Raw genomic sequence first — 14970 nt, 5'->3', positions numbered from 1 at the left:
GTGGGTCGCCTGCAGTGCCCTCGGTTTGTCGGCACGGTCGCGTCCGAGCCGCCAGTGGCGATCGATGCGCTGGCGCGGACGCATCGCCGCGCCGCGCCGCGGCGTGCGGATCCGTTGCCGGCTGGCGACATCGGCGACCCGCTGCCGCTGCGCGGTTGCGCTGCTAGGCCGCATGGGCCGCCGGGTCCGGTTGCTGGCGGCCGAAGCCGAGCGGTACCGCGTTCAGCGCGACCGGCAGCACCACCAGCACCAACGGGTACTGCAAGGCCAGTCCGGCGATGATCGAGATGGCCAGGGGCTGCTGGATGCCCGCGCCCCGGCCCAGCGCGAACGCCAGCGGCAGCAGGGTGAGGACCGCGGCCAGCGTGGTCATGGTGATCGGCCGCAGGCGGTTGCGGGTGGCCTCCAACAGGGCCTGTCTCCTGGGCAGATGGCGTGCCAGGTCCTGGAACTCGCTGACCAGGAAAATCGCCATCTCGGTGGAGATGCCCATCACCATCGTCATGCCCATCAGCGCGGTGATGTTGAGTTCGACGCCAGTGATCCAGAGCGCGGTGAACACCGCCGTGGTCGAGAACAGGGAGGTGCCGACGATGACCAGCGCCGCCCACAGGTCCTCGTACAACACCAGCAGCAGGATCAGTTCGGCGACGAAGGCGGCGATGAACACCGCGATCAGGCCGGTGAACGCCTGCTGCTGCTGCGCGTAGAGCCCGCCCATCGCGTAGCGCACGCCGGGCGCCAGCACGCCCGGCCGGTCCAGCGCTTTCCGCACGTCCGCGGCGGCCGCGCCGATGCCGCGTCCCTCGATCCGCGCGGTGACGGCGATCATCGGCTGCAGGTCGTCCCGGCCGATCTCCGGCTCGCCGCTGACCGGCGTCAGGTCGGCGACGCGCTTGAGCGGAAACACGTGTCCGTCGGGCGCGCGCACCGGAAGGTCCTGCAGACCTTCGCGGGTCAGGCCGGTGGCCCCGGTGGCGCGCACGCGTACGTCGACCAGCTTGCTGGCGGTGGGCAACTGCGCGGCGATCACGCCGTTGATCGCCGTATTGACCGCGCTGCCGACCGCGGCCGGGGCGACCGATTCCATGCCTGCGCGCGCCGGGTCGACCTTCAGGTCGATGCCGTCGCCGGCCAGGTTGGCGCCGTCCTTGACCTCGACGATCCCGGGAATCCCGGCGATCAGCCGCGCGACCGTTTGCGCCTGCGGGATCAGCACGGTCTGGTCCTCGGCGTACAGCTTGACCTCGATCGGCTGCGGCACTGCGGTGAGGTCGCCGATCAGGTCCTCCATCAACTGGGCCAGTTCCACTTCCAGCCCGGGGATCCTGGCCGTCGCCTGCGCGCGCACCGCGCTCATCACCTCCTCGGTGCTGCGCGCATGGTCGGCGGTCAGATGCACAAAGTAGTCGCCATGGTGCGGCTCGCCCAGGCCGCCGCCCAGCCCGGTGCCGGTCCGGCGCGAAAAGGTCTCCACTTCCGGCTGCGCCTTGAGCAGCGCATCGAGTTGCAGCAGCTCGCGCTCGGTTTCCTGCAGGGACGTTCCCGGTGGCGAGCGGAAATCCATGACGAAGCCGCCTTCGTCGACCTTCGGCATGAAGCCGCTGGGCACCTGCATCCACGCCACGCTGCCGAGCACCAGCAGCGGAACCAGTATCCACAGCAGGCGCAGCGGTTTGGCCGAGGCCTTTTCCAGCAGTGCATCGTGGATCCGGTTCAGCCGTCCGCCGCGCTGTTCGGCCGGGTCCTTCCAGCGGCTGAAATCGATGAAGCGGCGGGCGAGCAGCGGCACGACCAGCGCGGCGAACAGGTACGACACGGTCAGCGACGAGGCCATGGTGATGGCCAGCGCGCGGGAGAACGCGCCGGTGACGCCGCCGAGGAAGCTCAGCGGGACGAACACGATCAGCGTGGCCAGGCTCGAGCCGGTCAGCGGGTGCAGGAACTCGCGGGCCGCGGGCAGGACCTGGCCGCGGCCGGAAGGCCCGTCCCCCCGCGCGCCGGCGCGCCGGGCGACGTGCTCGACGATCACGATCACGTCGTCGATCACCAGCCCCACCGCCGCGGCTATGCCGCCGAGGGTCATGATGTTGAAGGTCATCCCCAGCGCGCCCAGCAGCAGCGCCGATACCGCGATGACGGCCGGGACCACCACGACCGCGATCAGGACGATGCGCGCATTGCGCAGGAACAGGTACAGGATCAGCCCGGCCAGGACCAGGCCGATGGCGATCGCTTCGCGGACGCTGGCCTGCGCGTCGGCCACCAGCCGGCTCTGGTCGTACCAGTTGAGCAGCTTGACGTCGGTAGGCAACGGCGTGGCCGCCAGGCGCTGGCGGACGTCCTTGGCGATGGCCACGGCATTGCCGTCCGGCTGCGCGTACACGTTGAGCAGGACCGCGGGGTGGCCGTCCTCGGCCACGTGGATCCAGTTCGGCGCCGATCCTGGATGGACGCTGGCCACGTCCGCCAACCGCACCAGGCCATCGGGACCCGAGCGCACGACGATGTTCTGCAACTGCGCCAGCGACTGGGCGTCGCTGGCGGCGACGATCAGCGACAGCTTGCTGCGGTCCTGCAGGCGGCCGACCGCCTGGATCTGCGCCGACGCCGACACGGTGCTGACCAGATCGTCCAGGCTGAGGCCGTAATTGGCCAGCAGATGGGGATCGGCCTCGACCTGCATTTCCTCGATGTCGCCGCCCTGCACCTTGACCCGCGAGAGTCCGGGCACCGACGCCAGGCGCGGCGCGAGATCGAGCTGGGCCAGGTCGTGCAGCCGGCTCTGCGAGAGTGTGTCGGACGTCAGCGAGTAGGAGATGATCGGGAAGACCGTCGGGTCCATGCGCCGGACGTCGTAGCGGGTGCCGGCGGGCAGGGTCGGCAGCGCCTGGGCCAGCGCCGCGTCGACCAGCAGGGTCGAGGCGATCATGTCGCGTCCCCAGCCGAAATCGACCGAGATCTGCGACGAGCCGCGCGAGGAGGCCGAGCGCACCGCGCGCACGCCGGGAATGGAGCGGATCGCCTCTTCGGCAGGACGGGTGACCGACAGCACCGTCTGTGTGGCGGGCCGGTCGCCGGAGGCCAGATCGACCACCACGCGCGGGAACGCCACCTGCGGGAATAGGCCCAGCGGAAGCGTCATGGCCACGACCACCCCGGCGATGACCAGCGCCGCGGCCACCGCCAGGATCGACTTGGCGTGGCGATCGACCAGCGCGACGAAGCTCATCGTCCGCTCCCGCCTGGCGGCGCTTGCGCGGGCCTGGGCGAGGGCCGCACCTGCGCGCCGTCCGACAGCTGATAGGCGCCTGCAGAAACGACGGCCTGTTTCCCGTCGAGCTTGCCATCGACCAGCACATGCAGGGCCTGCGCCGGACCCAGGCGCGAGACGGCAACGCGTCTGGCGGTCATGCCCTTGACCTGGAAAAGGTATGTGCCCTGCGCATCGTCCAGCACCGCGGCCGCCGGCACGCTCCAGCCGGACACGGTGCCGGCGCCGATGTCGGCCCGATAGGCCATGCCCCTGATCGGCTCGCCGTCGACGCCGACCTCCACGTCGATCAGGCGGGTCCTGTCGTTCAGCACCTGGCCGATCCGGGTCACGCTGCCATGCATGGGCCGCCCGCCGGCCAGCGGCGTCAGCACGACGTTCTGGCCTGCGACCACGCGTGTCGCATCGGCGGGTTCGACACCGCACGCGACGGCCAGCCCCTGGCGCTGGGTGAGCGCCATCAGGGCGGCGCCGGCCGCGACGCGGTCGCCGCGCGCGACCGAAACTGTCTCCACCACGCCATCGAACGGGGCGGCGATGGCCTGGGTGACGCTGCGGCCGCCGGCATCGGCCGACGCCGCGTGCAGGGCGGCGGCGGCGTCGGACGCGGCCTTGTCGGCCTGGTTCTTCTGATCGCGGGTGGCCAGGTTGTCCGCAAGCAGGCGATCGATCCGCGCCTGTTCTTCGCGGGCCGCGGCCAGCGCGCTGCCGGCCTGGGTCAGGGCGCTCGCCGTGGACGAGGACAACTGGAACTCCAGCAGCGGCTGTCCCTTGCCGACCCGCTGCCCGGCGGCGACCATGACGCGGGTGACCAGGCCGTCCACCGCCCGGCTGATGGTGAAGCTGCCGCCCACGGACGCGATCGCCGTGCCATAGGCCTGGACGTTGTGCGTCATCGTGGTCTGCCGAGGCAGTTCGCTGTCGATCAGGACGCTGCTCTGCGGCATGGGCGGCGGCGGGCTGCCGCAGCCGGCTAGAAGGCACAGCGGCAGCGCCCAGGCGAGTCGAGTGTTCATGGCACGCTTCCGGTATCGGTGAAAGGGTCGCTCCCCTGCGGCAGGCGCATGGCCGGCATGCCGGCGCCGACCAGGGTGGCGATGGCCAGGTTCTGGGCCGCGGCGCTGGCTTCGAGCGCAAGCAACTCTTGCGCTTTGGTATTGCCGGTCGCGACCGACTGGACATACGCCTTGGCGTCGATGTCCTGGCGGCTCAGGGCACGCTCCAGCGCGGGTCGAAGCGGTGCCGCCTGCGCGACCAGGGCGGCCTTTTCGTCGCGCTGGCGCAGGGTCAGCGCCTGCTGCGCCAGCAGCGATTCCACCTCGCTCCTGGCGGCGATCAGGCGCGCCTCGAATTCGGCCCGCAGCTTGTCCCGGTTCGCCGCTTCCTGGCCGATGCCGGCCTGGTTGCGGTCGAATACCGGCAACTCCATCGACACGTCCGGTCCCAGCGTCTTGACGTTGCCGGTGTCGCGCCCGTAGCTGGCGCCGATCGACAGCATCGGAAACTGGGACAGCACCGCGGCGCGTACCTGCTGTTCCTGCGCCTGGTAGCCCAGTTGCAACGCGATCAGGTCGGGCCGGTGGCGCACCAGGTCGTGCAGGCGTGCCCTCACCGCCTGCGCATCGGCAGGGGCGACCGCCGCCGGCCGTGCGATGTCGAGGACCACGTCCGGCCCGAGACCCAGCAGGCCGTTCAAGTCCTGCTGCTTGACGAGCACAGTGGTTTCCAGCGTGGACACCTGCAGTTGCGCATCGGCCAGCGCGTTCGCGTCCAGCACCAGCATCGCCATGCTCAGATCCTGGCGGGCCAGCGCGGTGCGGTCGCGCGCGACTTCCTCGGACCACAGCCGTGCGCTTTCCCTGGCCAGGGCCAGCTGCCGCCGCGCAGCGGACAACTCGATCGCGGTCAGTTCGGCCTTGGTCGCCACCTGCCACTCCTGCCAGACGATGCCGGCATCGACCGAGCCGAGCGTGGCCTGCGCCGCGTCGCGCTTGGCCGACAGCGTGACCAGGGCCTTGACGTTCTGGCTGATGGCCGCGGCCAGCGCCGGCAGCGCGCCGGGGCCGCTGAGCACGCGCGCATAGCCGAGGTTCAGTACCGGATTGGGCAAGGTGCCCGCGGCCTGCAGCTGCGCCTCGGCAATGCCCCGCTGCAGCCGCGCCGCGACCAGGTCCGGGTTGTTGGCGATGGCCAGCCTGGCGATGTCCTGCAGGCCTGGTTGGGCGGGCAGGGCCTGGCGGTGGTCAAGCTCGCCGAGGCTGGCCTTCGCCGAGACGGACAGGTCCAGCGGCGCGGGCCGATAGCTCGCGCAACCGGCCAGGGCCAACATCGCGGCCGATGCCAGCACGTTGCGGACGCGCCTGGCGACAGGGGAGAGAGGAGTCATGGCGCCAATCTACCGCCGCGGCCTTCACGCGCCGGTTGGCGCAAGGTTGCGAATTCACAACTTGACGCATGCGGTGGCTAACATCTACAAGCTTGCGCGATGGACGGACGCCCGTGAGGATTCTGCTGGTCGAAGACGATGCCGAGACCGCCCGCTACGTGGCGGCAGGTCTGGTGCAGTCCGGGCACAATGTTTCGGTCGCTGCGGACGGCCGCGACGGCCTGTTCCAGGCCACCGGGCAGGACTGGGACCTGCTGCTGGTCGATCGCATGCTGCCGGGGCTGGACGGCCTGGCGCTGGTGCGGACCCTGCGGGCGGCCGGGATCGAGGTCCCGGTGCTGTTCCTGACCACCCTGGGAGGCATCGACGACCGGGTCAGCGGCCTCAACGCCGGTGCCGACGACTATCTGGTGAAACCCTTCGCCTTCTCCGAACTCGCTGCCCGCGTTGCCGCCCTGGGCCGGCGGCCGCGCAAGACCGCTGCCGACACCGTGCTGCGCACGGCGGATCTCGAGATGGACCTGTTGGCGCGGGTCGTGCGCCGGGGCGGGCGGGCGGTGGAACTGCAGCCCAGGGAGTTCCGGTTGCTGGAAGTCCTGCTCAGGCATGCCGGGGAGGTGGTCACCCGCACCATGCTGCTCGAGAAGGTGTGGGACCTGCACTTCGATCCGCAGACCAACGTGGTCGAGAGCCACATGAGCCGGCTGCGCGCCAAGCTCGACAGCGAGGGCGGCGAGCCGCTGATCCACACGGTGCGGGGAGCCGGCTATTCGCTGCGCGAGCCCGGCCCATGAAGCTGGCGAGACTGGTTCGGACCTCCAGCTTCCGGCTGACCCTCCTGTATGCCGCCATCACCGGCACCAGTTTCCTGGTGATGTTCGGCGTCATCATGTGGTCGACCAGCCGCTTCATGAAGCAACAGATCGATAGCGGCGTCGCCGCCGAACTGCGCGAGATCCATACGGCCGCCGCCGGGACCAGCGTCAAATCGCTGGCCCCCGTCATCGATTCCTCCATCAAGGAACTCAGCGGCTTCCACTATGTCCTGCAGGATGCCGATGGTGAACGCGTGGCAGGCAACTTGCCGCCGCTCTCGCCGCTGCCCGGGATCAGGGACCAGCCGGGGGGGGCGTCCGGGGAGCGCGCTCCGGCCGCCGAAGTCCGTGGCTTCGGCGAGGCCACCAGCGACGGCGGCTACCTCTTCGTGGGGACCAGCTCGCACCAGATCCATGAGCTCAGGGAGTCGGTCACCCGGTCCTTTCTGCTGGGCCTGTCGGTGGCGATGCTGCTGGTGCTGGCCGGGGGCGCGGTGATGAGCGCGGCCGTGCTGCGCAGGATCGAGGAGGTCAGCCAGACCAGCCGGGACATCGTCAATGGCGACCTCGGCCGACGCATCGCGCTGAACGGCAGCGGCGACGAGTTCGACCATCTCGCGGCGAGCCTGAACAGCATGCTGGACCGGATCACGGCGCTGATGGAGGACCTGAAACAGGTCTCCGTCGATGTCGCACACGACCTGCGCACGCCGCTCACGCGGCTGCGACAACGTTTGGAACTGGCGCAGGGCAGCGCGTCCGGCAGCGGCCGCCTGCAGTCCACGATCGGCGAAGCGCTGGTCGACATCGACGGCATCCTGCAGACGTTCTCCGCGCTGCTGCGCATCTCCCAGATCGAGAGCGGACACCGGCGCGCTAACTTCGGCCCGGTCGATGTCGCCGACATCATCGATACCGTCGTCGACCTCTATCAGCCGGTGATCGAGGACAAGTCGCAGCAACTGGTGGTCCGCCAGGACCGGGAACTTTCGCTACACGGCGACCGCGAGTTGCTGATTCAGATGCTCGTCAACCTGGTGGAGAACGCATCGCATCACAGTCCGGCCGGCGCCCGCATCGCGGTCGCCTCGCGGCGCCGTGCAGACGCGGTGGTGCTCACCGTCGCCGACGACGGCCCCGGGATACCGGCGGCGTATCGGGCCAAGGTGCTGCACCGGTTCTTCCGCCTGGACGTGAGCAGGTCCACGCCAGGCAACGGCCTGGGCCTGTGCCTGGTCGACGCCGTGTCCACCCTGCACGGCGCCGGCCTGACGTTGCAGGACAACCATCCCGGCCTCGAAGTGTCCATCGTTTTCCCCCTCGTTCACCGACCGGCACGCGCGTAGGCGCCGGAACCGACAGGAGCCGCACCCATGCACAACGCGTCGCAGTGGATCCTCTGGGCGGGCCTGTCCGCGCTGTTTGCGGCATTGACCGCGCTCTTCGCCAAGGTCGGCGTGAAGGGCGTCGATTCCGATCTGGCGATGGCGGTCAGGACGATCATCGTCGTCGCGGTGCTGTTGCCCCTGGTCATCGCGACCGGCAAGTGGTCCAATCCGCTGGCCCTGCCGGGGCGGACCCAGGTCTTCCTGGTCCTGTCGGCCCTGGCGACGGGGGCATCGTGGCTTTGCTATTTCCGCGCACTGCAGGTCGGCGAACTCGGCAAGGTCGCCGTGGTCGACAAGCTCAGCGTGGTCCTGGTGCTGGTCTTGGCTTTCGTGTTCCTGCACGAGAGGCCCTCGCTTCGCGAGTGGGGGGGCATCGGGCTGGTGGTGGCCGGGATCGCGTTGCTGGTCGCCAAGCGCTAGGGAGTCGATCGCCGGGTTGCGGGTTGCGCGCCACAGCCCACATCGGTAGGAGCGTGGACGCAGGCGTGTGCCACCGCCAGGCGACCTGAGCTGTGCGGGGGCGGTCCCTGGACCGCACCGGCCCGGCGCCACGCCGGTCGCGCGATGCGGCCGACCAGCGGCCCCCGTCCTCGGCGCCGGCGCGTTCCTCTCCTCGACCATGGCAGGCGATGCAAGGGCATCCTGGGTTCCCAGTACGCTGCTGGCCGCGGTCCTGGCCGCGCTCGCCGGACAAGTGCCTGCGCATCGCAGGCCACCGCCGGCGCGGTGGAGGCGCCGGCGCAGACGCTGGCGGGCGCACTGACCGATCTGGCGCACGCCTGCGGCCTGCGGATTCCGTTCGAGGACGGGCGGGTGCAGGGCAAGATGTCCAATGGCGTCAGCGGCCGCGGCGGCGAGATCGCCTTCGACGGGATCTACGGAATCGCGTCCGACGACCGCGTCAGGACCGAGTACGTCGAGCGCATCGAGATGGTGAAAGGGCCTGGCGCGCTGCTGTTGGGCATGTCGCCCAACGGCACGGTGGGCGGCGTCATCAATATCGCGCCCAAGCGCGCTCGACGACGCGGCCAATGCGACCACCATATACCAGCGACAGCCAGCCGAAAGGGCATCTGGGGGTAGTAGGACAGCGCGATCGCCTGCGACAGCGGCAGGTGGCCGATCGCCCAGAATCCGGCCAGCATCGACACCAGGCCGACCGCGGTGCGCAGCAGATAGCGCGACAACTGCGCGGTGCGCGGCAGCGGCTGGCCCGGGCGCACCAGCATCGGCAGCAGGAACAGCAGGCCGAACAGGTTGCGGAAGAAGGCGATCTCCACCGTGGACAGGTGCGCCGAGGCCAGCCTGATCGCGATCACCATCGCGCCGAACGACAGCGTGCTGGCCAGCATCAGGCGGCCGCGCGCAGCGAGACCGCCGGGATCACCAGTGCGCGCCGACGATGCGCGGTTCCGGCTCCAGGAGCACGCCGAAGCGCTCCAGTACCGAGGCCGAGATGCGCCGTGCCAGCGCCAGCAACTCGGCGCCGCTGGCCTGGCCGTGGTTGACCAGCACCAGCGCGTGCGCGGCCGAGACGCCGGCGTCGCCGTCGCGATGGCCTTTCCAGCCGCAGGCCTCGATCAGCCAGGCCGCCGACAGCTTGCGCTGGTTCTCGCCGTCGCCGGTGAACACCGGCAGCGCCGGATGGGCATGCTGCAGCACCTGCGCCTGTTCGGCCGGCAGCAGCGGGTTCTTGAAGAAGCTGCCGGCATTGCCGAGCACGTCCGGGTCGGGCAGCTTGCGGCGGCGGATGTTGATCACCGCCTGCGCCACGTCGGGCGCGCCCGGCGTGGCGATGCCGAGCGCGTCCAGTTCCTCGCCGATGCCGGCGTAGTCCAGGCGCAGCGCATGCAGCCGCGGCAGGTTGAACTCCACCGCGGCGATCAGATAGCGGTCGGGCTGGCGCTTGAACAGGCTGTCGCGGTAGCCGAACTCGCAGGCCGCCGCGTCCAGCCGCACGAAGTGCGCGTCGGCGCGGTCGTAGGCCTCGACCACGTGCACGAATTCGCCGACCTGCGCGCCATAGGCGCCGATGTTCTGGATCGGCGCGGCGCCGACCGTGCCCGGGATCAGCGCCAGGTTCTCCAGCCCCGACAGGCCCTGCGCCAACGACCACATCACCAGCTCGTGCCAGCCCACGCCGGCGCCGACGCGGACGATGGCGTAGTCGGCGCGATGCTCGAGCGTGTCGATGCTGCGGTTGGCGAAGGCCAGCACCACGCCGGGCGCGTCGCCGGCGAACAGCAGGTTGCTGCCGCCGCCCAGCGGCAGCAGCGCCGCGCCGGCCAGTTGCGGCGCCAGCAGCGCCTCGGGCAGCGCGTCGGGAGCGAAGATCTGCAGCAGCCAAGGCGCCTGCGCGGCGACATGGAACGTGTTGCGCGCCTGCAGCGGCGCTTGCGCGGTCAGCGACCAGGCGTTGCTCATACCGCGGCGACCGCGCCGCGGCTGGGCGCCTCGCGGCGCCGGCGCATCGCCTCGACGCAGTCGCCGATCAGCTCCGGGCCGCGGAACACCAGTCCGCTGTAGCACTGCACCAGCGCCGCACCGGCGGCCATCTTCGCCACCGCATCGGCCCCGGAGAGAATGCCGCCGACCCCGATCAGCGGGATCGCCTCGGGCAGGCGCGCGCGCAGGCGCCGCAGTACCAGAGTGGACTGGCCCAGCAACGGCGCGCCGGACAGGCCGCCCGCTTCGGCGCCCAGCGCGTTGTGCTCCAGGCCGGGGCGGGCGACGGTGGTGTTGGTGGCGATGACCCCGTCCACCTGCAGGTCCGACAGCACCCGCGCCGCCGCGTCGATGTCGCTGTCGCTCAGATCCGGCGCCACCTTGACCAGCATCGGCACGCGCTTGCCGTGGCGCGCGGCCAGCGTTTCCTGCGCCTCGCGCAGCTGCGACACCAGCTGCCGCAGCGCCTGTTCCTCCTGCAGCTCGCGCAGGCCGGCGGTGTTCGGCGAGGAAATGTTGACGGTCACGTAGTCGGCCAGCGCATAGACCTTTTCCAGGCAATGCAGGTAGTCCCACGCGGCGTCCTCGTTGGACGTGTCCTTGTTCTTGCCGATGTTGATGCCGAGCAGGCCATGGCGGCGGCGCGCGCGTTCGACGTTGCGCACCAGGGCATCCACGCCGAGGTTGTTGAAGCCCATGCGGTTGATCACCGCCTGTTCGCGCGGCAGGCGGAACAGGCGCGGCTTCGGATTGCCCTGCTGCGGCCGCGGGGTGATGGTGCCGATCTCGACGAAGCCGAAACCCAGCGCCAGCAGCGCGTCGATGTGCTCGCCGTTCTTGTCCAGGCCTGCGGCCAGCCCGACCGGATTGGGAAACTCCAGGCCGAACGCGCGCGTGGGCATCGGCGCGATCGCCTTGGCCAGCAGCGGATTGGCGCCGGTACGGTAGACCATCTCGATCGTGCGCAGGCCCAGCGCGTGGGCGCGCTCTGCGTCGAAGGCGAACAGCAACGGGCGGGCGAGGGAATACATGGGCACGGCTCAGTTCAAGGCGCCGGCGAAAGCACGGGTACGGTAGTGGACCTCGATCAGGCCATCGACCTGGTGGCGATCGAACAGCGCGCGCAGCGCGTCCAGCATCGGCGCGTGGCGCGGATGCCCGGCCAGCGGCGCATAGGACGAGGACAGCAGGCGCCCGCGCAGGCCGTCGTAGTCCAGCTTCTGCACGTTCGGGAACTGGGCCGTGCCGCGCAGCCCGGCGCCGAACCAGCGCTGCATGGTCGCATCGTCGTGGTAGCGCTCGGCCACCGCGCTGTAGTCGGTGCCGTAGTCGAGCAACAGTTGCTCGTAGCCGAGCAGGAACGGCGTGCCGTCGAGCAGCCGCGAGTTCCAGTACACCAGCGCCAGCGCACCAGGGCGCAGCACGCGCACCCACTCGCGGCGCACCGCGTCCAGGTCGAACCAGTGGAAGGCCTGCGCAGCGCTGATCAGGTCGATGCTGGCGGCGGGCAGGGTGGTGGCCTCGGCGCTGCCGTCGATCGCGGCGAAGCCGGGCATGCCGCGCAGCAACGTCTCGGCCGCCGCGCGCATCGCCGCGTTCGGTTCCACCGCCAGCACCGGATGCCCGGCCTGCAGGAACATGCGGGTGGAAATGCCGGTGCCGGCGCCGATGTCGGCGACCTGCGCGTGGCGCGCCACGCCGAGTTCCCCGTGCACCCAGTCCAGCAGCGCCGGCGGATAGTCGGGGCGGTAGCGGACGTAGTCGGCGACACGGTCGCTGAAGCGCTCGCGCGGAGCGGAGGCGGTCATCGGCTCAGGACCGGGTGCTGGCGAACCAGGCCAGCCCGCCGAAGAACAGCACGAAGGCCAGCACCGACAGGATCGCGAGGATCACCGCGGCCCAGCCCAGGATCAGACCGCCCACCGCCAGCCCGTCGCCCTGGAAGCGCTGCGGCTGGCGGCGGATCTCCGCGCGCGCCAGGTGCCCGGTGACGATCGCTCCGAGGCTGCCCAGCACCGGCATCAGGGTCCAGCCGAGGATGCCCGCAACCAGGCTGACCACGGCGAGCGAATTGGTTTCACGTACGACACTCATTGGGGATTCTCATGCGGTGAGGGCGGCATGCGCCTGGTGGGCCCGCTCGCGTGCGGGGTGGGTGAATTATCCCAGAACCGCACCCGCCGTGCGCCGCTCATCCGGGCAGGCACCCGTGGCGCAGCACATGCGCCCATTCCGAGCAGCCGTTGCGCTGCGCTTGCGCCGCGGCGCCGGCATGGTCGTAGTCGACGGCCAGCAGCTGTGCGTCCCAGCGGCCGTCGCTGTACTCCAGGAGCGCATAACGTGCTTGCGGCGTGCCGGTTTCGACACGGTACGGTTGCGGCTGCGCCTCGGCATAGGCGGGCAGGCCGATGCTCCCCGGATTGCACAGCAGCCGTCCGTCGTCCAGGCGCAGCGTGCGCGGCACGTGGCTGTGCCCGCACAGCACCAACGCCGCGGCCGGCGTAGCGCCGAGCCGTTCACGCACGCGCTGCGCATCGGCGGCCAACAAGCGCGTCCCGACCAGGTCGTCGAGCAGCCAGCCCAGGTCGTCGTGCGGGGTGCCGTGGCACAGCAGCGCCTGCGGCAGCGCCAGGGTCGGCGGCAACGCGTCCAGCCAGCGCCGCTGCGCCGGCGTCAGCCGCGCATGCGCGTAGGCGTCACTGGCGCCCATCGCCGCGGGCGCCAGCTCGCACAGCTGGCGCTCGTGGTTGCCGCGCACCGTGGGCAGCGCCAGCGGCATGAGCCGCGCGGCGGTTTCGCGCGGCCACAGCGGGCCGGAGACGATGTCGCCGAGGTTGACGATCCGCTCCACGCCGCGCCGCCCGATGTCCGCCAGCACCGCCTCCAGGGCGGGCAGGTTGCCGTGGATATCGGACAGGGCGGCCAGGCGCATCGCTTACAGGTCGAACTTGATGCCCTGCGCCAGCGGCAGCGAATCGGAGTAGTTGATCGTGTTGGTCTGCCGGCGCATGTACACCTTCCACGCGTCCGAACCGGATTCGCGGCCGCCGCCGGTGTCTTTCTCGCCGCCGAACGCACCGCCGATCTCGGCGCCGGAGGTGCCGATGTTGACGTTGGCGATGCCGCAGTCGCTGCCGGCCGCGGACAGGAACTTCTCCGCCGCCTTCAGGTTCTGGGTGAAAATCGACGAGGACAGGCCCTGCGGCACGCCGTTCTGCATGTCGATGGCCTCGTCCAGGGTGTCGTACTTCATCACGTACAGGATCGGCGCGAAGGTCTCGTGCTGCACCACCTCGTCGCCGTTGTGCAGGCCGGTGACGATCGCCGGCAGCACGAAGTTGCCGGGCCGGTCCAGCGCGGTGCCGCCGGTCTCGACGGTGCCGCCGGCGGCCTTGGCCTTCTCGATCGAGGCCAGGAACTGCTCGACCGCGCCGCGGCTGTTCAGCGGTCCCATCAGGTTGGCCGGGTCGGTGGGATCGCCGATCTTGCCTTCGACCTGCTGGTAGGCCTTGCGCAGCGTCGCCAGCACGGTGTCGTAGATCGAGGCGTGCACGATCAGCCGGCGCGTGGTGGTGCAGCGCTGGCCGGCGGTGCCGACCGCGCCGAACACGATGCCGGGGATCGCCAGCTTCAGGTCGGCGCTCTCGTCGAGGATGATCGCGTTGTTGCCGCCCAGCTCCAGCAGGCAGCGGCCCAGGCGCCGTGCGCATTTCTCGGCGACGTGGCGCCCGACCTGGGTCGATCCGGTGAAGCTGATCAGCGCGACGCGCTTGTCCTCGACCAGGGTCTCGGCCAGTTCGGTGCCGGCATCGTTGATCAGGAAGAAGATGTCGGGGAAGCCGGCATCGCGCAGCGCGTCGTTGCAGATCCGCATCGACGCGATCGCGGTCAGCGGGGTCTTGTTGGACGGCTTCCACAGGCAGATGTCGCCGCAGATCGCCGCCAGGAAGGCATTCCACGCCCACACCGCGACCGGGAAGTTGAACGCGCTGATGATCCCGACCAGGCCCAGCGGCTGGTACTGCTCGTACATGCGGTGGCCCGGACGTTCGGAGTGCAGCGTGTAGCCGTACAGCATGCGGCTCTGGCCGACCGCGAAATCGGCGATGTCGATCATCTCCTGCACTTCGCCGTCGCCTTCCGGTTTGCTCTTGCCCATTTCCAGCGCCACCAGCGAGCCCAGCGCGTCCTTGTACCGGCGCAGCGCATCGCCGCACAGCCGTACCGCCTCGCCGCGACGCGGCGCCGGGGTGGTGCGCCAGACCTTGAACGCGGCCTGGGCGCGGGCGACCACGGTCTCGTAGTCCTGCGCGGTGGTCGCCTGCACTTCGGCGATGATCTCGTTGCTGGAGGGGTTCAGCGGCTGCAGCACGCCGGCGCCGGTGGCCGCGGACCACTCGCCGTTGCCGAGGTAGGTGCCGGAATTGGACGCGGTCAGGCCGAGCGCCTTGAGCAGGTCAGCGGACATGGAATCTCCTGGAAATCGTTGCGACAGGGAAGGCGACCGCAGGCGGGAGACGCGGGACGCGACTAGCCGTCAATTTTAGCAGACCCGGCGGGTCCGGCCGCCGCCGCCGCGCACCTTGCCGGGCTTGGCAAGGGCGGCGATCGTGCGACGGGTTCTACCCCGTTATCACGGACACTGACGAGAAGGCCGATGCG

The 14970-nt window shown here is 70.4% G+C and carries 12 protein-coding genes and 1 pseudogene; 3 read left to right on the top strand and 10 right to left on the bottom strand.

The window, feature by feature from the left end; translation table 11 throughout:
• Window positions 1–163: 163 nt before the first annotated feature.
• Genes G4Q83_RS09640 through G4Q83_RS09630 form a run of 3 tightly spaced genes read right to left on the bottom strand, consistent with a single transcriptional unit; the run spans window position 164 to window position 5660 of the window.
• Window positions 164–3232 carry an efflux RND transporter permease subunit gene (locus tag G4Q83_RS09640; RefSeq protein ID WP_128419560.1) on the bottom strand — a complete coding sequence of 1023 codons (3069 nt, stop codon included), beginning with the start codon at window positions 3230–3232 and terminating at the stop codon, window positions 164–166.
• Complete coding sequence (locus G4Q83_RS09635) at window positions 3229–4290, bottom strand: efflux RND transporter periplasmic adaptor subunit (RefSeq protein ID WP_128419561.1); 1062 nt, start codon at window positions 4288–4290, stop codon at window positions 3229–3231. The genes G4Q83_RS09640 and G4Q83_RS09635 overlap by 4 nt, the downstream gene beginning before the upstream one ends.
• Complete coding sequence (locus G4Q83_RS09630; RefSeq protein ID WP_128419562.1) at window positions 4287–5660, bottom strand: TolC family protein; 1374 nt, start codon at window positions 5658–5660, stop codon at window positions 4287–4289. Before G4Q83_RS09630 ends, G4Q83_RS09635 begins: the two co-directional genes overlap by 4 nt.
• Before the next feature lie 113 nt (window positions 5661–5773).
• Here G4Q83_RS09630 and G4Q83_RS09625 point away from each other — a divergent pair, with 113 nt between their 5' ends.
• From G4Q83_RS09625 to G4Q83_RS09615, 3 genes are read left to right on the top strand one after another with little or no spacing between them, the layout of a single operon-like run.
• The gene (locus tag G4Q83_RS09625) at window positions 5774–6454 is read left to right on the top strand and encodes a winged helix-turn-helix domain-containing protein (protein WP_128419563.1); all 681 of its coding nucleotides are present in this window, start codon (window positions 5774–5776) and stop codon (window positions 6452–6454) included.
• Complete coding sequence (locus tag G4Q83_RS09620; protein WP_128419564.1) at window positions 6451–7821, top strand: sensor histidine kinase; 1371 nt, start codon at window positions 6451–6453, stop codon at window positions 7819–7821. Before G4Q83_RS09625 ends, G4Q83_RS09620 begins: the two co-directional genes overlap by 4 nt.
• 27 nt (window positions 7822–7848) lie before the next feature.
• Window positions 7849–8283, top strand: a complete 435-nt coding sequence (locus G4Q83_RS09615) for an EamA family transporter (protein WP_128419565.1) — start codon at window positions 7849–7851, stop codon at window positions 8281–8283.
• 620 nt (window positions 8284–8903) lie between these two features.
• Here G4Q83_RS09615 and G4Q83_RS09610 read toward each other — a convergent pair.
• The 7 genes and pseudogenes from G4Q83_RS09610 to amaB all read right to left on the bottom strand — a co-directional run.
• Window positions 8904–9250, bottom strand: a pseudogene (locus tag G4Q83_RS09610) (EamA family transporter); the annotation flags it as partial.
• Window positions 9247–10287, bottom strand: a complete 1041-nt coding sequence (gene murB / locus G4Q83_RS09605; protein WP_128419567.1) for a UDP-N-acetylmuramate dehydrogenase — start codon at window positions 10285–10287, stop codon at window positions 9247–9249. The gene murB and the pseudogene G4Q83_RS09610, both read right to left, overlap by 4 nt.
• Window positions 10284–11339: a quinone-dependent dihydroorotate dehydrogenase gene (locus G4Q83_RS09600; RefSeq protein WP_128419568.1), complete on the bottom strand. Its 1056-nt coding sequence runs from the start codon at window positions 11337–11339 to the stop codon at window positions 10284–10286. The genes murB and G4Q83_RS09600 overlap by 4 nt, the downstream gene beginning before the upstream one ends.
• A 9-nt stretch (window positions 11340–11348) precedes the next feature.
• Window positions 11349–12116 (bottom strand): class I SAM-dependent methyltransferase, encoded by a 768-nt coding sequence (locus G4Q83_RS09595; protein WP_128419569.1) that lies wholly within the window; start codon window positions 12114–12116, stop codon window positions 11349–11351.
• Between the two features lie 4 nt (window positions 12117–12120).
• Window positions 12121–12402, bottom strand: coding sequence for a DUF4190 domain-containing protein (locus G4Q83_RS09590; RefSeq protein ID WP_128419570.1), 282 nt, complete (start codon window positions 12400–12402; stop codon window positions 12121–12123).
• A gap of 97 nt (window positions 12403–12499) precedes the next feature.
• Window positions 12500–13240: a metallophosphoesterase family protein gene (locus tag G4Q83_RS09585; RefSeq protein WP_128419571.1), complete on the bottom strand. Its 741-nt coding sequence runs from the start codon at window positions 13238–13240 to the stop codon at window positions 12500–12502.
• Window positions 13241–13243: 3 nt separating this feature from the next.
• Entirely contained in the window at window positions 13244–14776 is a 1533-nt protein-coding gene (amaB, locus tag G4Q83_RS09580; RefSeq protein ID WP_128419572.1) for an L-piperidine-6-carboxylate dehydrogenase, read from the bottom strand.
• Window positions 14777–14970 lie beyond the last annotated feature (194 nt).

Origin of the sequence: Xanthomonas theicola, assembly GCF_014236795.1 — a bacterium.
Lineage (GTDB): Bacteria > Pseudomonadota > Gammaproteobacteria > Xanthomonadales > Xanthomonadaceae > Xanthomonas_A > Xanthomonas_A theicola.
Note: the sequence above shows the minus strand (reverse complement) of the source record. Positions and strands in the feature narration are given on the sequence as shown.

What these genes read in the sequence shown, in the direction of transcription:
- G4Q83_RS09640 (WP_128419560.1), bottom strand. Translation starts at nt 3,232, where the DNA reads ATGAGCTTCGTCGCGCTGGTCGATCGCCACGCCAAGTCGATCCTGGCG.
- G4Q83_RS09635 (WP_128419561.1), bottom strand. Translation starts at nt 4,290, where the DNA reads ATGAACACTCGACTCGCCTGGGCGCTGCCGCTGTGCCTTCTAGCCGGC.
- G4Q83_RS09630 (WP_128419562.1), bottom strand. Translation starts at nt 5,660, where the DNA reads ATGACTCCTCTCTCCCCTGTCGCCAGGCGCGTCCGCAACGTGCTGGCA.
- G4Q83_RS09620 (WP_128419564.1), top strand. Translation starts at nt 6,451, where the DNA reads ATGAAGCTGGCGAGACTGGTTCGGACCTCCAGCTTCCGGCTGACCCTC.
- G4Q83_RS09615 (WP_128419565.1), top strand. Translation starts at nt 7,849, where the DNA reads ATGCACAACGCGTCGCAGTGGATCCTCTGGGCGGGCCTGTCCGCGCTG.
- murB (WP_128419567.1), bottom strand. Translation starts at nt 10,287, where the DNA reads ATGAGCAACGCCTGGTCGCTGACCGCGCAAGCGCCGCTGCAGGCGCGC.
- G4Q83_RS09600 (WP_128419568.1), bottom strand. Translation starts at nt 11,339, where the DNA reads ATGTATTCCCTCGCCCGCCCGTTGCTGTTCGCCTTCGACGCAGAGCGC.
- G4Q83_RS09595 (WP_128419569.1), bottom strand. Translation starts at nt 12,116, where the DNA reads ATGACCGCCTCCGCTCCGCGCGAGCGCTTCAGCGACCGTGTCGCCGAC.
- G4Q83_RS09590 (WP_128419570.1), bottom strand. Translation starts at nt 12,402, where the DNA reads ATGAGTGTCGTACGTGAAACCAATTCGCTCGCCGTGGTCAGCCTGGTT.
- G4Q83_RS09585 (WP_128419571.1), bottom strand. Translation starts at nt 13,240, where the DNA reads ATGCGCCTGGCCGCCCTGTCCGATATCCACGGCAACCTGCCCGCCCTG.
- amaB (WP_128419572.1), bottom strand. Translation starts at nt 14,776, where the DNA reads ATGTCCGCTGACCTGCTCAAGGCGCTCGGCCTGACCGCGTCCAATTCC.